Below are 15832 nucleotides of genomic sequence, written 5' to 3'. Positions count from 1 at the left end.
TGATGTCATTTTTATATGAGGGTCTATGAAAAAGCTTGGTTACTTCTTAGCAGCAATGCTACTCACAGGATGCAGCAGAGAATTTATTGAAGGTTTATACGACGTCAATTATGAGCCAACCAACCGCTTCGCTGGCAACTTAGCTGAACTTCCAGGTCAATTTGAAAAAGATACTGCAGCTTTAGACTCTCTCATCAATAGCTTTTCCGGCAATATTCAAAAACGCTGGGGCTCTAAAGAAATAAAAATGGCAGGTAAAAGTAACTATGTGAAATATATAGATAATTACTTGAGTCGTTCTGAAGTTAATTTCACCAAAGGTACTATCCTTGTTGAAACAGTTTCTCCAACCGAGCCTAAAAAACATCTTAAGAATGCGATCATGACAACGCTTCTTACGCCTGATGATCCTGCGAACGTTGATCTATTTTCGTCTAAAAGCATCACTTTAGAAGGTCAGCCTTTCCTTTATAATCAAGTGGTTGATCAAGAGCAAAAGCCAATTCAGTGGACATGGCGAGCTAATCGATTTGCCGATTACCTCATCGCCAATAATCTAAAAACTAAAGAAGTCGATTTCAAGAAATCATATTATGTTGAAATCCCAATGGTGGAAGATCATGCCATTAAACGAAGTTATAAATACGCCGACATAGTAAGACGTGCCTCGAGAAAATACGACATTCCAGAAGACCTGATCTATGCGATCATCAAAACAGAAAGCAGCTTTAATCCATATGCGGTAAGTTGGGCTAATGCCTATGGCTTAATGCAAGTCGTACCGAAAACAGCGGGACGTGACGTATTTAAATTGGTAAAAAATAAACCAGGTGAACCAACACCGGAATATTTATTTAACCCTGAAACCAATATAGACACCGGCACTGCCTATTTTTACATCTTAAAAAATCGTTATTTAAAAGATGTGAAACACCCTACAACACTCGAGTACAGTATGATTTCCGCTTATAACGGCGGCACTGGGGGCGTATTAAATACATTCAGCAGTAACCGAAAGCGTGCGATGAATGACTTAAATGCCTTACAACCAAACCAAGCATATTGGGCGTTAACTAAGAAACACCCCAATAAAGAATCACGTAGGTACTTAGAAAAAGTAACAAAATTCAAGAAAGACTTTAACTCTGGCAAAACTTAACGCCTACTTTTGAATAAAAAAACAACGAACACACCTTTTTTTAAATATTTTCAAAAAAAGGTGTTGACGAAAATACGGAAAAGCCTTTTAATAGCGCCCCGTTGCCCGGATAGCTCAGTCGGTAGAGCAGAGGATTGAAAATCCTCGTGTCGGTGGTTCGATTCCGCCTCCGGGCACCACAATTTGTTTTGTTGGTGCTGATACTTTTAAAGTAAAACACGGACAAAAAATAAAAGAATTTAGTGTGCCGACTTAGCTCAGTAGGTAGAGCAACTGACTTGTAATCAGTAGGTCACCAGTTCGACTCCGGTAGTCGGCACCATTCTTTTGCCCGGATAGCTCAGTCGGTAGAGCAGAGGATTGAAAATCCTCGTGTCGGTGGTTCGATTCCGCCTCCGGGCACCATTATTTGGTTCTTAACTTATGTTAAGGCAAATAATTCCCCTTTAGTTCAGTTGGTAGAACGGCGGACTGTTAATCCGTATGTCGCAAGTTCAAGTCTTGCAAGGGGAGCCACATTCGAGAATGAGTTTAGATTAAACTTATACTCACAAAGCATAAGAATATAGTGTGCCGACTTAGCTCAGTAGGTAGAGCAACTGACTTGTAATCAGTAGGTCACCAGTTCGACTCCGGTAGTCGGCACCATTCTTTTGCCTCGATAGCTCAGTCGGTAGAGCAGAGGATTGAAAATCCTCGTGTCGGTGGTTCGATTCCGCCTCGAGGCACCATAATTTGTAATTTAGTTATTCATAAGAATAGTTAAACAAACAATTCCCCTTTAGTTCAGTTGGTAGAACGGCGGACTGTTAATCCGTATGTCGCAAGTTCAAGTCTTGCAAGGGGAGCCAATTTAAAAAGCCGCATCAATGATGCGGCTTTTTTGCATTCTGAACACAGTAACATTCCTAATCCCCAACACCTTTTTAAATCGACTCACCTCACAAACGCCCGCCATCTATTATATAAAACCCAATTAACCATCACATTTTACTTTTTTTGCATCGTAAATTTAATCTTCATCATACTTTAGAGCATTCCTCATATTAGCGACTACACTACTTAGATTAAGATTTAATGAATAATTACTATAAATGATATTTTCTAATTTATCGCTGTGTGAGGATGTATGAAATTAAAGACACAAGCTTACCTATTGTCCACTGTAATACTGGCTGCGTTACTTGTATTAACCGCTACAGGACTTTGGACTTTACGAGTTGCAAGTGACATGGACAACAAAGCCCGAGTAACGGAACTCTTTAAAAGTGCGTATAGCATCTTAACTGAAGTTGAGAAAATGACTATTGATGGCACCCTAGAAGAAGAACAAGCAAAACAACTGGCGACTCGACTGCTCCGCAATAACATTTATAAAGACAATGAATATGTTTATGTAGCAGATGAAAACATGACTTTTGTCGCTACCCCGCTAGATCCACAATTGCATGGCACCAGCTTTAATGATTTTAAAGATGGTGATGGAAACAGCGTCGGGCAACTAATACAAAGAGTATTAGGTAACAGAACTGGTCAGATTGTTGAATATACATGGACACAGAAGCAGCCAGACGGAAGCATTGAAGAAAAGTTATCCATCGCTGAAAAAACACCGCACTGGGGCTGGGTCGTAGGTACAGGCATTGGTTTTAATGAAGTGAATGCACGTTTTTGGTCTACCGCACAATGGCAGCTATTTCTCTGCTTAGTGATTGCAGGGGTTATCTTAACCAGCTTAATCATTTCAATTAAACGCATGCTTGCTTTGCTAGGTGGTGAACCTAAAGATGTACGTGAAGCAGTACAAGCGGTAGCTCAAGGTAAGATACAAACATCTTTCGATACAGAAGCGGTACCAGGGAGTATCTACCAAGCGGTGCAACAGATGAGTTTATCTCTTGCCGATCTCGTTTCAAACCTAAACACATCAATGCTTGCTCTACGCTCTGAATTACACAGTGTTGAATCTCGTGCTGGTTCAATTGCTCAGCTTACGGATACACAGCAACAATCCACTGAAATGATTGCTACAGCAATGACTGAGATGGCATCTTCAGCTAATAATGTTGCAGACTCTGCTGGTGATACCGCTAGAAATACAGATGAAGCGGATAAACAAAGCCAACATACTCAGCAGCTAATTCATAACACCGTGGATAATATTCAAGGACTGGCAAGCCAGCTCAACACAGCGAGTGATGCTGTTGCTGATTTAGGTAATGACGTAAATAACATAGTAAAAGTGCTTGATGTAATTGGTGACATTGCCGAGCAAACTAACCTACTCGCACTAAATGCGGCAATTGAAGCAGCAAGAGCTGGTGAACAAGGTCGAGGCTTTGCAGTTGTTGCTGATGAGGTTCGAAACCTAGCGGGTCGAACCCAAGCCAGTACCAAAGAAATTCAGCTGATGATCAATAACCTTCAAGAAGGTTCAAGAAACGCAATTCATACTATGGGTGTATGCGCAGAAACCAGTCAAAGCACTGTGACCGAGTCTCAAAACGCTTCAGAAGCTCTACAACAGATTGTTAATGCTCTTGAGTCCATCTCATCCATGAGCCACCAAATAGCGACTGCAGCAGCGGAACAGACGCAAGTAAGTGATGATATTTCAAAACGAATTAATATGATTGAAGAAAGTGGTAATCAACTAAGTGATGTAGTGACAGAAAGCCATAACAGTACTCAAACCCTAACTTCACTTTCAAATGAACTTGAAAATTGGGTCAATCGATTTGAAGTGAAGCATTAATGCTCTTGTGATTTAAATTACATCGGTCCTGAATTATGCCGACCAATTAAATGACTAAGGTCGGCTAACCTACTTCAATAATCCACCATAAACAAAAAGACCTCACCATTTCTAGTGAGGTCTTTTTGTTTTATTCATTTTAGAGCAAGCTCTAATCCTTTGAGGAGCTGGCTTTCTTACTAAAAACTAATTACTGAGTACTAATCAAAAAGGCGAACAAACCAATACCGAGTAGCAGTCGGTATATCACAAACGGTGTCATGCCCATACGCGAAATAAGCTTCAAGAAGAAGTGGATACAGATATACGCACTAATGAATGAAACGACGATACCCGCCAGAAGTACACCTGCGTCAATCACCTCACCACTAGTCACGAGCTTTAAGCCTAAATAACCACCAGCAAGTGTAATGATTGGAATTGACATCAGGAACGAGAAACGGGCTGCAGCTTCACGAGTAAAGCCGAGGTAAAGAGCTGCAGTAATTGTCGCGCCTGAACGAGATGTACCAGGGATAATAGCCATAGCCTGAGCTAGACCAATAAACAAAGCTTTCTTCCAACCCGCTTGATATTCATCATCACGTAATGAAGCGTTCTTATCTACCCACCACAGCAACAAACCAAAGACGATGGTAGTCGTTGCAATTACCCATGCACTACGTAAGTAGATCTCAATGATATCTTTCATCAGAAGACCGAAGATACAAGCAGGTATTGTAGCCAGAATAATAAGCCAAGCTAGCTTCGCTTCTTTGCTTCTATCACCTTTAAAGATAGAGGCGAAAAACGCACTGAGCAGTGATACAACTTCTTTCCGGAAGTAGATAACAACAGCAGTCAAGGTTCCTACATGAACCGCCACATCAAATGCTAAGCCTTGATCTTCCCAACCTAATACCGCTGAAGGCAAAATCAAGTGTGCCGAACTCGAGATCGGCAAAAATTCGGTAAAGCCTTGTACCAAAGCCAAAATAAACGCTTCAAAATAACTCATTACTTACCTTTAAATTATAATTCTATGTCTACTACAGATAAGGAATCTAAATGTTCCATTTTCTGCCATATTTCACTGACGGTTCGTCCGTCTTGCGGGATAACTCTCGCAGGACAGAGATCATAAAGTGGTTGTGTTACAAAAGGATATTTAAAAATATCACTTCGAGGTAGTTCTGGAGAATGTTTGGAAACCACGTCACCAAAGAGCACAATATCAAGATCAAGAGTCCGATCTTGCAATTTATGCGCGTTCTCCGACCTGCCCCATTTAAACTCAATTTTACGCAGCTCGTGTGAAAATTCAGTCAATGATAGTGATGTTTCAAGTTCTATAACGAAATTATAAAACGCATGGCTATCAAAGCCGACTGGATCACAGTGGTAAATAGTTGAACTCCGAAGATTTCTTCCAAGAGTCTTTAATTCAGCCCACGCCGCTTTGGCATGCTTATCTCTGTCTATGTTAGTTCCGACACCAACATAGGTGAGTGTCATGCTTGACCTCGTTCAATTACAACACCAACGGCTTTTGCTTGTGGTACGGCTCCTGGTTTCGCTAAGCGGATTTTGATCCAAGGTACTGAAAATTGATCCATGATTAACTCTGCAACTTCTTCCGCCACACGCTCAACCAGCAGGAATCGGCCATTTTCAATATGATCTAATACCAAAGTACTGACTTTCGAGTAATCAAGAGCATCAACCACATCGTCACTTTTACCTGCAGGTCGGTTGTCATGCGCCATTTCAATATCAAGAACAAGCTTTTGCTTAATTTCTTGCTCCCAATCGTAGACACCAATTGTTGTGATTACTTCTAACTGTTCAATGAAAACTTTATCCAGAGCCATGACTTGTCCTTTTAGAGGTCGGATACCCAAATGAGGGAAAAAAACGTATTATTTACAGGATTCCAGATATGATATCAATTACTCTTGGATAAAGCATTGACTCTTAAATAATGCGTTACTTTCCAAGCGTTAAGACTTATTAGCCTGTTTAAGGACAAACATGACCCCTTTAGCACTCATTATGATTATTGCAGCCTACTTACTGGGTTCGATCTCTAGTGCTGTCTTAATTTGCCGTGTCGTCCGTTTGCCAGACCCTAGAACGGTCGGTTCAAATAATCCAGGTGCGACCAATGTACTGCGCATAGGGGGGAAATATGCTGCGGCATCGGTACTTCTTTGTGACATGCTGAAAGGGACCATTCCAGTTTGGCTTGGATATTTTCTAAATATTGACGCCGTAATACTTGGCGTCATCGCCATCGCTTCTTGTTTAGGCCATATGTATCCCCTTTTCTTTCACTTTAAAGGTGGAAAAGGTGTGGCAACAGCCTTAGGAGCCATCGCTCCGATAGGGTTAGATCTAACTGGCATGATTATGGCGACATGGTTAATCATTGCTTTTATTTTTCGCTACTCTTCTCTTGCCGCAATTGTCACCGTATTGCTTGCTCCATTTTATGCATGGCTAGTTAAGCCGCAGTACACTTTGCCAGTCGCTATGCTTTGCTGCTTGATTGTGTTGCGACATCACCAAAACATTCGTCGTTTAATTGATGGAAGCGAACCAAAAATTGGACAAAAAAAATCAGCTTAGCACATGATCATTTGGCTATTAACTTGCAAGAAGTAAACCTTCAACATGAGTTAATGATTGAAGCCAATGAATCAACAAGACTAAACTGATTTTTATTACCTGTAATCACATTCAAGTAATCAAGATGATTGGTCAGATAACGACTCTAGCCATAAACTTTAGCTAAGAATGTTTCGAGCATCTTAGTCACAAACTCTGGCCGCTCTAAGTTACTGATATGCCCAGCTTTGGGAATTTGCACAAGCTCACTCCCTGTAATGCAATCATGCATTAAGTAAGACTCTAATACTGGTCTCGGCTTATCTTCTTGACCAACAGCCACCAGAACTGGCAAAGCAAACTGTTCAACAGTATCAATGAGATCTCTTCGACCAAAGACCATGCGCCCAATTCGTGCAATTTGCTCAGCATGCTCACCCTGTATTTTAGATAGAGTTTGAGCAAAATCACCAACCAACTCAGGGTTATCTGTTTGTGCATCATTAGCAAAAAATAATGGAACAACAGCATCAACAATAGGTTGAGGAACCGATTTCAGTTGTTCAATACCACCTAGCATTTCAAAATATTTTGCATGAGCAACTTCTGGTTCTAGGCCCACAAACGTATCCATCAGCACTAAAGATTTAACACGAGAAGGCGCTAACGCGGCTAACTCCGCACCCCACATACCACCAACAGATAAACCGATAATAGAAAAATCTTGGATCCCTAAATGATCCAATAATGACAGAATATGCTGTGCGTAATCTTTTAAATTACGCATGGCCGTAGGGGCTGCTTCCGAAGAACCATGAGACCATAAGTCAGGTACAATACAACGATAGGATTGACTAAGAGCTTCAATCTGAGGCTGCCACATTTTGCTATCCCAAAGGTAGCTATGCCCTAAGACTAAAACGGGTCCCTCACCTTGGTCGATATAAGTCATTGTATGATTGTCTATCGTAAACTTTTCCATTTCTCTTCCTACTTTCTTTACCTAACAAAACGGTCGCTATAAAAGCGACCGTTTAGAAATACGTGAACATTAATACGTCAGTAAATAATACATCAGTAAAAGTTCAAACTGTTATGCCACCGGTTCAAGCTGGTCAATAGGCCAGCGAGGTGTAGCGTGTACTGATAAATCCGCCACTTCGCCATTTTTAAGGCGTTGCATTCCTGCATAAGCGATCATCGCCCCATTATCTGTACAGAACTCAGTACGCGGGTAATACACCTCACCACCAATTTTATTGGCAAGCGCTTCAAGCTCAACACGTAACTGCTTATTTGCACTTACACCACCAGCAATCACTATACGTTTCATGCCTGTCTGTGCCAATGCGCGCTTACACTTGATTACTAAGGTTCCACATACTGCTTCTTGGAATGCATAAGCAATATCAGCACGAGTTTGCTCATCGTCATCATTTGCTCGAATGGTATTTGCAGCAAATGTTTTAAGACCAGAAAAACTCATGTCTAAGCCAGGGCGATCTGTCATTGGACGTGGAAATTTAAATCGACCAGGCGTGCCTTTTTCAGCAAGGCGAGACAGCAATGGTCCACCTGGGTAATCTAGCCCCATTAGCTTAGCCGTTTTATCAAAGGCTTCACCCGCCGCATCATCAATCGATTCACCAAGGATCTTATATTCGCCGATCCCTTTAACTTCCACCATCATAGTATGACCGCCAGAAACCAGCAGAGCCACAAATGGGAACGGTGGTGGATTATCTTCTAGCATAGGAGCAAGCAGGTGACCTTCCATGTGGTGAACTGGTACAGCTGGTACGCCCCAAGCGTAAGCAATACTGCGGCCAATTGTTGCACCAACCAGCAGTGCGCCAACCAAACCAGGACCAGCTGTATAAGCCACGCCATCAATATCTTTTGATGTTAAGTTTGCTTCCGCTAAAGCTGCTTTAATCAGTGGAATGGTCTTTTTCACGTGGTCACGTGATGCCAGCTCAGGCACAACACCGCCATAGTCGGCATGCAGCTTTACTTGGCTATATAATTGATGAGAAAGCAGCCCCTGCTCATCATCATAAATCGCGATTCCTGTTTCATCACAAGAGGTTTCAATACCAATAATGCGCATAATTTTCTCGGCACGCTTTCGTCTAAAATGGGAAATTAGCGCAATATTACCCTGCCTAAGCTCTTCAAACAAATATTGTACAGACTATAATCGACAAAGTGCTTTACAAAGCCACTGTGATCGGATTAAAATTCCGCACCATTTTTGATCAAGCTGGTTAGAGACCAAACATAAAAGAGAGTTAGCTCGATGGGTAACTTCTCTGATTTGGAAATGAGTAACCAGCGATAATGAATAACCCCTGAGGTGAAAGGCATATGCCAATAGTTAAAGTACGTGAAAACGAACCGTTCGACGTTGCACTACGTCGTTTCAAGCGCTCTTGTGAAAAAGCAGGTATCCTTTCTGAAGTGCGTCGTCGTGAGCATTACGAAAAACCAACTACAGTTCGCAAACGCGCTAAAGCAGCAGCTCAAAAGCGTCACGCTAAGAAGCTAGCTCGCGAAAACGCACGTCGCGTTCGCCTGTACTAATAACTTAATCCATAAGGACTGAGTTATGGCTCTAATTGAAAAACTCAAAGACGAGCAAAAATTAGCGATGAAAGCCAAGGACAAACCGCGCCTTGGTACTATTCGTTTAGCCCTATCAGCAATTAAGCAACGTGAAGTTGACGAGCGGATCACTCTGACCGACGACGACATTCTTGCAGTGCTAGTAAAAATGGTTAAACAACGTCGCGATTCTGTTACCCAATATGAATCAGCTAATCGTCAAGATTTGGCTGATGTGGAGAAAGCAGAAATTACTGTACTTGAAGGCTTTATGCCTCAACCGTTAACGGAAGATGAAGTGTCTGCTCTAGTTGATAGCGCAATCACAGAATCTAACCCTGCGGGCATGCAAGACATGGGTAAAGTAATGGCTATCTTGAAACCACAAATTCAAGGGCGTGCAGATATGGGTAAAGTTAGTGGTTTAGTTCGTTCTAAACTCGCTTAATCCCATAAAAATTGCAGCAAGCCGTGTAATCCTTTGGAAAGCACGGCTTGTTTGTATCTATAGCCTATTCAATTTTCACTAATACCTAACTATTATCTACTCCTCTAGTTAGTGCTTTTTTCTAAGGTTTTATGGCAGGACACATCCCTCGCAGTTTCATTGATGATCTCCTTGCACGTCTTGATATAGTCGACATCGTTGACGCACGCGTAAAACTTAAGAAAAAAGGCAAAAACTACGGTGCTTGTTGCCCTTTCCATAACGAAAAAACACCATCGTTTAGCGTCAGCCAAGAAAAGCAGTTTTACCACTGTTTTGGTTGTGGCGTACACGGTAATGCTATCGATTTCATCATGGAATTCGAACGCTTAGACTTTGTGGAAGCAATAGAAGAGCTGGCTTCATATCTCGGATTAGAAGTCCCTCGAGAACAGCGCAGTGGTGCGATCACAACTGCACCCAGAGCTAATTCAGAACAAAAGCGCAATCTCTATGATTTAATGGAAGGGATTAGCCAGTTTTATCGTTCTCAATTGAAACTGTCTGCCAATAAACCTGCGATTGAGTATCTCAAGAACCGTGGTTTATCAGGCGAAATTGTCCAGAAGTTTGGTATCGGTTATGTCGCTGATGAATGGGACTTAGTTCGAAAGAATTTTGGTCAGCAGAAAGATGCTCAAGATATGCTCGTCACTGGCGGCATGTTAATTGAAAACGACAAAGGCAACCGATACGACCGTTTCCGTGGTCGGGTGATGTTCCCAATCAGAGATCGACGTGGTCGCGCGATTGGCTTTGGTGGGCGAGTATTGGGTGATGGTACACCTAAATATCTTAACTCACCTGAAACACCGATTTTTCATAAAGGCAAAGAGCTATACGGGCTTTACGAAGTCTTACAAGCATATCGTGAACCGCCTCAAATATTAGTCGTTGAAGGCTATATGGATGTAGTCGCGCTTGCTCAATATGGTGTAGATTATTCGGTCGCATCATTAGGCACATCCACTACTGGTGATCATGTTCAAATGCTATTTCGCCAAACGAATACCGTGGTGAGCTGTTACGATGGTGACCGAGCAGGTAAAGAAGCCGCATGGCGCGCACTAGAGAACTCACTGGAATACCTTAAAACAGGTAATACTTTGAAGTTTTTGTTTTTGCCTGATGGTGAAGACCCAGACAGTTATATAAGAGAAAACGGGAAAGATGCGTTTGAACACTTAGTTCAAAATGCGACTCCGCTTTCTACCTATTTATTTGATAACTTGATTGAGCTACACCAGCTTAATCTAGGAACAAATGAAGGGAAGTCAGCACTGCGAGCTCATGCCAGTGCCATGATAAATAAAATTCCAGACAGTTATTTCCAAGAATTACTGGAGAAATTACTGGATGAAAGAACCGGTTTTGATAACCAACTAAGAAGAGCAAGAAATCACAGCCAAGGTAACAAGCCTCAACCTCATAAAGAGTTGAAGCGAACACCAATGCGAGAGGTTATTGCTTTGCTTATTCAAAATCCGAGCTATGCTGATATGGTACCGGATTTATCAAGTGTGAAAGAGCTTACTCTCCCAGGGTTAAGTTTATTAACAGAAGTACTTGATAAGTGTCGTTCGAATCCCCATATCAACACGGGTCAATTATTAGAACATTGGCGCGATAGTAAAAATGAGGCACTTCTGTCTCGTCTTGCGAGTTGGGAGATCCCCCTCGATGAAGACAATCAAGAAGATATATTTTTAGACTCATTGGACAATATACTTGCCCAGTGCGTGGAAAAACAAATTGAAAATCTACAAGCTAAAGCAAGAAGCATCGGTTTATCAGCCGAAGAAAAAAGGGAGCTGCTAGCACTTATGCTAGATTTAAAAGCGTAACCCTACTTGGTTAGTCAGAAATCAATCAATTTGTTAGAATTTATGGTTTGCATCAAGAATGCAACGTCCTTCACCAGACCTGAAGTTGGATATCATCTATGGATCAAAATCCGCAGTCACAGCTAAAATTACTTGTTATTAAAGGCAAGGAACAAGGCTATCTGACCTACGCCGAAGTAAACGACCACCTACCTGCAGAAATTGTTGATTCTGAACAGGTAGAAGACATTATTCAGATGATCAATGACATGGGTATTAAAGTAGTTGAAACTGCTCCTGATGCTGATGATCTTGCTCTGAATGATGACGATACCAATATAGATGAAGATGCAGCTGAAGCTGCTGCCGCAGCTCTATCAAGCGTAGAAAACGAAATTGGTCGTACAACTGACCCTGTCCGCATGTACATGCGTGAAATGGGTACTGTTGAGCTACTAACTCGTGAAGGCGAAATCGATATCGCTAAGCGTATCGAAGATGGTATTAACCAAGTTCAGCTTTCAGTTGCTGAATACCCTGGCACTATTCCATACATCTTGGAGCAGTTCGACAAGGTTCAGGCTGAAGAGTTACGCTTAACTGACCTAATCAACGGCTTCGTTGACCCTGATGATGATGGCACTGCAGCACCAACTGCGACTCACATCGGTTCTGAACTTGCTGAAACTGATCTAAAAGATGAAGACGGCGAAAACAAAGAAGGCGACGACGAGGAAGAGGAAGAAGAAGACACAGGTATCGACCCTGAACTTGCTCTTGAGAAGTTTACTGCTTTACGCACTAGCTACCAAAATCGTCAGCTTGCAATCAATGAATACGGCAATGACAGCCCGAAAGCAGTACTTGCAACAACAATGATGCAAGACGTTTTCAAAGAGTTCCGTCTAACGCCGAAGCAATTTGATTACCTAGTAACCCAACTTCGAACTTCAATGGATCGTGTACGTACTCAAGAACGCTTAATCATGCGTCAAACTGTTGAGTACGGCAAAATGCCGAAGAAATCTTTCATTGCACTATTTACAGGCAACGAATCTAGCGAAGCATGGTTGGATGAAGTATTAGCTTCAGATAAACCATACGCTGAAAAAATCAGACGTAATGAGCATGACATCCGTCGTTCTATTCAAAAGCTAGACATTATTGAACGTGAAACATCTTTAACAGTTCAAAGTATTAAAGATATTAGCCGTCGTATGTCTATCGGTGAAGCAAAAGCTCGCCGTGCAAAGAAAGAAATGGTTGAAGCTAACTTACGTCTAGTAATCTCGATTGCTAAGAAGTACACAAACCGTGGTCTACAATTCCTGGATCTAATCCAAGAAGGTAACATCGGTCTGATGAAAGCTGTAGATAAGTTTGAATACCGTCGTGGTTACAAGTTCTCAACTTACGCTACGTGGTGGATCCGTCAAGCAATCACTCGTTCGATTGCCGACCAAGCTCGTACTATCCGTATTCCGGTTCACATGATCGAAACGATCAACAAACTAAACCGTATCTCTCGTCAAATGCTACAAGAGATGGGTCGTGAACCACTACCGGAAGAACTTGCTGAACGCATGCAGATGCCTGAAGACAAGATTCGTAAAGTACTGAAAATCGCTAAAGAGCCAATCTCAATGGAAACACCAATCGGTGATGACGAAGATTCGCACCTAGGTGACTTCATTGAAGATACAACTCTAGAGCTTCCACTAGACTCAGCGACAGCAACCAGTCTACGTGGCGCAACTAAAGACGTTCTTGCAGGTCTAACACCTCGTGAAGCAAAAGTACTGCGTATGCGTTTTGGTATCGATATGAACACAGACCACACTCTAGAAGAGGTTGGTAAACAGTTCGACGTTACTCGTGAACGTATCCGTCAGATTGAGGCTAAAGCACTTCGTAAGCTTCGTCACCCAAGCCGTTCAGAAACTCTGCGTAGCTTCTTAGACGAATAATTACAGATTAAAGTGTGATTAACTTTTAATCATAAAATACAAAAGGTGAGCACTGGCTCACCTTTTTTGTATCCCACTGATTTAAGTGGTTAATATATAATCGCGATCCGTACAATTTGTCTCTATAACAGCTATATCGAAGCTAGACACAGTAAAAAGCATCCCCTATAATCTATCCCCTATCGGCCCCTTAGCTCAGTGGTTAGAGCGCACGACTCATAATCGTTCGGTCCCCAGTTCAAATCTGGGAGGGGCCACCAAATTAAAAAAGCCAGAACAGTTTACGCTGCTCTGGCTTTTTGCTTTTCTAAGGTCGACATTCGACTGTATGACAATATCCATACTCGAAACTAACTAGATTAGAAATAAAAAAACGAGAGCACTTAGGCTCTCGTTTATTCCAGTCAGCAAAAAGCAAAGGTGGTATCGACTTTATTAGTAGTTGATTACCTGCATCTATAAAGTTAGCAGCTCTAGGCTTTATTCAAATTGAAAATTCCATAAGCTGTGACCAATAAATTATTTAACACCACAAATAAATGCAATATTACATAGAACAATGAATAGACACCTTTGCATTTACAATGGATATTATTCTACTGTTACAGCTTTCGCTAAGTTACGAGGCTGATCGACATCAGTACCTTTAATCAAAGCTACATGATAAGACAGCAATTGCATTGGTACCGTGTAGTAGATAGGTGCGGTTACTTCATTCACATGAGGCATCTTGATGATCTTCATATTCTCATCACTTTCAAAGCCTGCATCTTCATCAGCGAATACGTAAAGTAAACCGCCACGAGCACGTACTTCTTCAACGTTCGATTTCAGCTTCTCTAGCAAATCGTTGCTTGGTGCAATAACAACTACTGGCATGTCTGCATCAATAAGAGCCAAAGGACCGTGCTTAAGCTCACCAGCAGCGTATGCTTCTGCGTGAATGTAAGAGATCTCTTTCAATTTAAGAGATGCTTCCATCGCGATTGGGTAGAACTCGCCACGACCCAAAAACAGAGTGTGGTGCTTATCAGCAAAATCTGGTGCCAGTGCTTCAATCTCTTTATCAAACGCTAGTGCTTTCTCGATATCAGCAGGAAGTTGATGAAGTGCTTGAACGATCTCAGCTTCTTTCTCTTCATTGATACGACCTTGCAGGCGACCAATTGACGTTACCATCATCAGCATAGCCGCTAGCTGTGTTGTGAAGGCTTTAGTTGAAGCAACACCGATCTCAGTTCCTGCACGAGTCATGAAAGCAAAATCAGATTCACGAACCAACGAAGATCCTGCAACGTTACAGATAGTCATTGCAGACATGTAACCCTTCTCTTTTGCAAGACGAAGCGCAGCAAGTGTATCAGCGGTTTCACCAGACTGAGACAGAGTCACTAAAAGGCTGTTCGGGCGAACAACGAAATCACGGTAACGGAACTCAGAGGCAATCTCTACGTCACAGCTTACGCCAGCTAGAGACTCAAACCAGTAACGTGCTGCCATACCAGAGTTGTAAGATGTACCACACGCGATGATCTGCACGTGTTCAACCTTACTTAGGATCTCTTCAGCTTTAACACCAATTGCGTTAGTGATAACAGAAGTGTCAGAAATACGACCTTCCACAGTGTTGATTAGCGCCGTTGGCTGTTCAAAGATCTCTTTCTGCATGAAGTGACGGTATTTACCTTTATCACCTGCGTCATGTTCTGCATTTGACTCAACGATTTCACGCTCAACACGCTCGCCCGCTACATCAAATACTGTCACGTCACGGCGAGTCACCTCAGCAACATCACCTTCTTCTAAGTACATGAAACGACGAGTTACACTTAAAAGTGCAAGTTGGTCAGATGCTAGGAAATTTTCACCCACACCAAAACCAATAACAATAGGGCTACCAGAGCGAGCAACAACAACGCGGCTTGGATCTTTGCGATCTACAGCTACGGTACCGTATGCACCTTCTAATTGTGTTGCTGTTTTCTGTAGCGCTTCAACCAAAGAAGCTGAAGTACGAAGTTCCCATTCAACTAAGTGAGCAATAACTTCAGTATCAGTTTGTGAAGTAAATACGTAGCCACGCTCTTGCAGCATAGCTCGCAGTGCTTCGTGGTTTTCGATAATACCATTATGTACAACAGCGATATCACCAGACATGTGTGGGTGTGCGTTCGCTTCAGATGGCTCCCCGTGTGTAGCCCAGCGTGTATGAGCGATACCTGTACCACCAATAACATCTTGAGAATTTACTGCATCAGCAAGCTCTTGCACTTTACCCAAACGACGCACGCGAGTCAGGTTATTATCAGAATCAACAACCGCTACACCTGCTGAATCGTATCCGCGGTATTCTAAACGACGTAAGCCTTCTACTAAAATTTCAGCGACATCACGTTGTGCTACAGCACCGACTATTCCACACATGGTTATACTCCATTAATTTTTGGTTAT

Annotated in this window: 13 protein-coding genes and 8 tRNA genes; 15 read left to right on the top strand and 6 right to left on the bottom strand. The window is 42.1% G+C overall.

Annotated elements, in window-relative coordinates; genetic code table 11:
- Positions 1-25 precede the first annotated feature (25 nt).
- The 9 genes from mltC (at position 26) to OCU78_RS02090 (ending at position 3914) form a co-directional block, all read left to right on the top strand.
- On the top strand, positions 26-1159 hold the full coding sequence (gene mltC / locus OCU78_RS02130; protein ID WP_137374460.1) for a membrane-bound lytic murein transglycosylase MltC: 1134 nt from the start codon (positions 26-28) through the stop codon (positions 1157-1159).
- A gap of 103 nt (positions 1160-1262) precedes the next feature.
- A tRNA-Phe gene (locus tag OCU78_RS02125) sits at positions 1263-1338 on the top strand.
- A 67-nt stretch (positions 1339-1405) separates the two neighbouring features.
- Positions 1406-1481 (top strand) — tRNA-Thr (locus OCU78_RS02120).
- Between the two features lie 7 nt (positions 1482-1488).
- A tRNA-Phe gene (locus OCU78_RS02115) sits at positions 1489-1564 on the top strand.
- Between the two features lie 35 nt (positions 1565-1599).
- Positions 1600-1675 (top strand) — tRNA-Asn (locus OCU78_RS02110).
- Positions 1676-1731: 56 nt separating this feature from the next.
- Positions 1732-1807: transfer RNA gene (locus OCU78_RS02105), tRNA-Thr, on the top strand.
- A gap of 7 nt (positions 1808-1814) precedes the next feature.
- Positions 1815-1890 (top strand) — tRNA-Phe (locus OCU78_RS02100).
- A gap of 44 nt (positions 1891-1934) precedes the next feature.
- Positions 1935-2010 (top strand) — tRNA-Asn (locus tag OCU78_RS02095).
- Positions 2011-2288: 278 nt separating this feature from the next.
- Positions 2289-3914 (top strand): methyl-accepting chemotaxis protein, encoded by a 1626-nt coding sequence (locus tag OCU78_RS02090; protein WP_137374459.1) that lies wholly within the window; start codon positions 2289-2291, stop codon positions 3912-3914.
- Between the two features lie 190 nt (positions 3915-4104).
- On the opposite strand, the gene OCU78_RS02085 is transcribed toward OCU78_RS02090, so the two are convergent.
- Genes OCU78_RS02085 through folB form a run of 3 tightly spaced genes read right to left on the bottom strand, consistent with a single transcriptional unit; the run spans position 4105 to position 5764 of the window.
- Positions 4105-4911: an undecaprenyl-diphosphate phosphatase gene (locus OCU78_RS02085; protein ID WP_137374458.1), complete on the bottom strand. Its 807-nt coding sequence runs from the start codon at positions 4909-4911 to the stop codon at positions 4105-4107.
- Between the two features lie 14 nt (positions 4912-4925).
- Positions 4926-5408, bottom strand: coding sequence for a 2-amino-4-hydroxy-6-hydroxymethyldihydropteridine diphosphokinase (gene folK / locus OCU78_RS02080; protein WP_137374457.1), 483 nt, complete (start codon positions 5406-5408; stop codon positions 4926-4928).
- Complete coding sequence (folB, locus tag OCU78_RS02075; RefSeq protein ID WP_137374456.1) at positions 5405-5764, bottom strand: dihydroneopterin aldolase; 360 nt, start codon at positions 5762-5764, stop codon at positions 5405-5407. Before folB ends, folK begins: the two co-directional genes overlap by 4 nt.
- A 160-nt stretch (positions 5765-5924) precedes the next feature.
- Between folB and plsY the strand changes: the two genes are divergently transcribed.
- The gene (gene plsY, locus OCU78_RS02070; RefSeq protein ID WP_137374455.1) at positions 5925-6521 is read left to right on the top strand and encodes a glycerol-3-phosphate 1-O-acyltransferase PlsY; all 597 of its coding nucleotides are present in this window, start codon (positions 5925-5927) and stop codon (positions 6519-6521) included.
- Between the two features lie 145 nt (positions 6522-6666).
- Here plsY and OCU78_RS02065 read toward each other — a convergent pair whose 3' ends face one another.
- Together OCU78_RS02065 and tsaD are read right to left on the bottom strand one after the other, a co-directional pair.
- Positions 6667-7482 (bottom strand): alpha/beta fold hydrolase, encoded by an 816-nt coding sequence (locus OCU78_RS02065; RefSeq protein ID WP_137374454.1) that lies wholly within the window; start codon positions 7480-7482, stop codon positions 6667-6669.
- Positions 7483-7593: 111 nt separating this feature from the next.
- Positions 7594-8610, bottom strand: coding sequence for a tRNA (adenosine(37)-N6)-threonylcarbamoyltransferase complex transferase subunit TsaD (gene tsaD, locus OCU78_RS02060; RefSeq protein WP_137374453.1), 1017 nt, complete (start codon positions 8608-8610; stop codon positions 7594-7596).
- Positions 8611-8867: 257 nt separating this feature from the next.
- On the opposite strand from tsaD, the gene rpsU reads away from it, so the two are divergent.
- From rpsU to OCU78_RS02035, 5 genes are all read left to right on the top strand, one after another.
- On the top strand, positions 8868-9083 hold the full coding sequence (rpsU, locus tag OCU78_RS02055) for a 30S ribosomal protein S21 (protein ID WP_004396009.1): 216 nt from the start codon (positions 8868-8870) through the stop codon (positions 9081-9083).
- Between the two features lie 25 nt (positions 9084-9108).
- Positions 9109-9552 (top strand): GatB/YqeY domain-containing protein, encoded by a 444-nt coding sequence (locus OCU78_RS02050; protein WP_137374452.1) that lies wholly within the window; start codon positions 9109-9111, stop codon positions 9550-9552.
- 131 nt (positions 9553-9683) lie between these two features.
- Positions 9684-11435: a DNA primase gene (gene dnaG, locus OCU78_RS02045; RefSeq protein ID WP_137374451.1), complete on the top strand. Its 1752-nt coding sequence runs from the start codon at positions 9684-9686 to the stop codon at positions 11433-11435.
- Positions 11436-11533: 98 nt separating this feature from the next.
- Complete coding sequence (gene rpoD / locus OCU78_RS02040; RefSeq protein WP_137374450.1) at positions 11534-13381, top strand: RNA polymerase sigma factor RpoD; 1848 nt, start codon at positions 11534-11536, stop codon at positions 13379-13381.
- Positions 13382-13565: 184 nt separating this feature from the next.
- A tRNA-Ile gene (locus OCU78_RS02035) sits at positions 13566-13641 on the top strand.
- A 331-nt stretch (positions 13642-13972) separates the two neighbouring features.
- On the opposite strand, the gene glmS is transcribed toward OCU78_RS02035, so the two are convergent.
- Positions 13973-15805 (bottom strand): glutamine--fructose-6-phosphate transaminase (isomerizing), encoded by a 1833-nt coding sequence (glmS, locus tag OCU78_RS02030; RefSeq protein WP_137374449.1) that lies wholly within the window; start codon positions 15803-15805, stop codon positions 13973-13975.
- Between the last annotated feature and the right edge of the window lie 27 nt (positions 15806-15832).

This window comes from Vibrio gallaecicus (genome assembly GCF_024347495.1).
In the GTDB taxonomy this organism is placed as follows: domain Bacteria; phylum Pseudomonadota; class Gammaproteobacteria; order Enterobacterales; family Vibrionaceae; genus Vibrio; species Vibrio gallaecicus.
This window is presented reverse-complemented; position numbering and strand designations above follow the sequence as displayed.

Coding starts and splice junctions, on each gene's coding strand:
- glmS (WP_137374449.1), bottom strand. CDS start 15,805: ATGTGTGGAATAGTCGGTGCTGTAGCACAACGTGATGTCGCTGAAATT.
- rpsU (WP_004396009.1), top strand. CDS start 8,868: ATGCCAATAGTTAAAGTACGTGAAAACGAACCGTTCGACGTTGCACTA.
- dnaG (WP_137374451.1), top strand. CDS start 9,684: ATGGCAGGACACATCCCTCGCAGTTTCATTGATGATCTCCTTGCACGT.
- mltC (WP_137374460.1), top strand. CDS start 26: ATGAAAAAGCTTGGTTACTTCTTAGCAGCAATGCTACTCACAGGATGC.
- rpoD (WP_137374450.1), top strand. CDS start 11,534: ATGGATCAAAATCCGCAGTCACAGCTAAAATTACTTGTTATTAAAGGC.
- OCU78_RS02050 (WP_137374452.1), top strand. CDS start 9,109: ATGGCTCTAATTGAAAAACTCAAAGACGAGCAAAAATTAGCGATGAAA.
- OCU78_RS02085 (WP_137374458.1), bottom strand. CDS start 4,911: ATGAGTTATTTTGAAGCGTTTATTTTGGCTTTGGTACAAGGCTTTACC.
- folK (WP_137374457.1), bottom strand. CDS start 5,408: ATGACACTCACCTATGTTGGTGTCGGAACTAACATAGACAGAGATAAG.
- tsaD (WP_137374453.1), bottom strand. CDS start 8,610: ATGCGCATTATTGGTATTGAAACCTCTTGTGATGAAACAGGAATCGCG.
- folB (WP_137374456.1), bottom strand. CDS start 5,764: ATGGCTCTGGATAAAGTTTTCATTGAACAGTTAGAAGTAATCACAACA.
- OCU78_RS02065 (WP_137374454.1), bottom strand. CDS start 7,482: ATGGAAAAGTTTACGATAGACAATCATACAATGACTTATATCGACCAA.
- plsY (WP_137374455.1), top strand. CDS start 5,925: ATGACCCCTTTAGCACTCATTATGATTATTGCAGCCTACTTACTGGGT.
- OCU78_RS02090 (WP_137374459.1), top strand. CDS start 2,289: ATGAAATTAAAGACACAAGCTTACCTATTGTCCACTGTAATACTGGCT.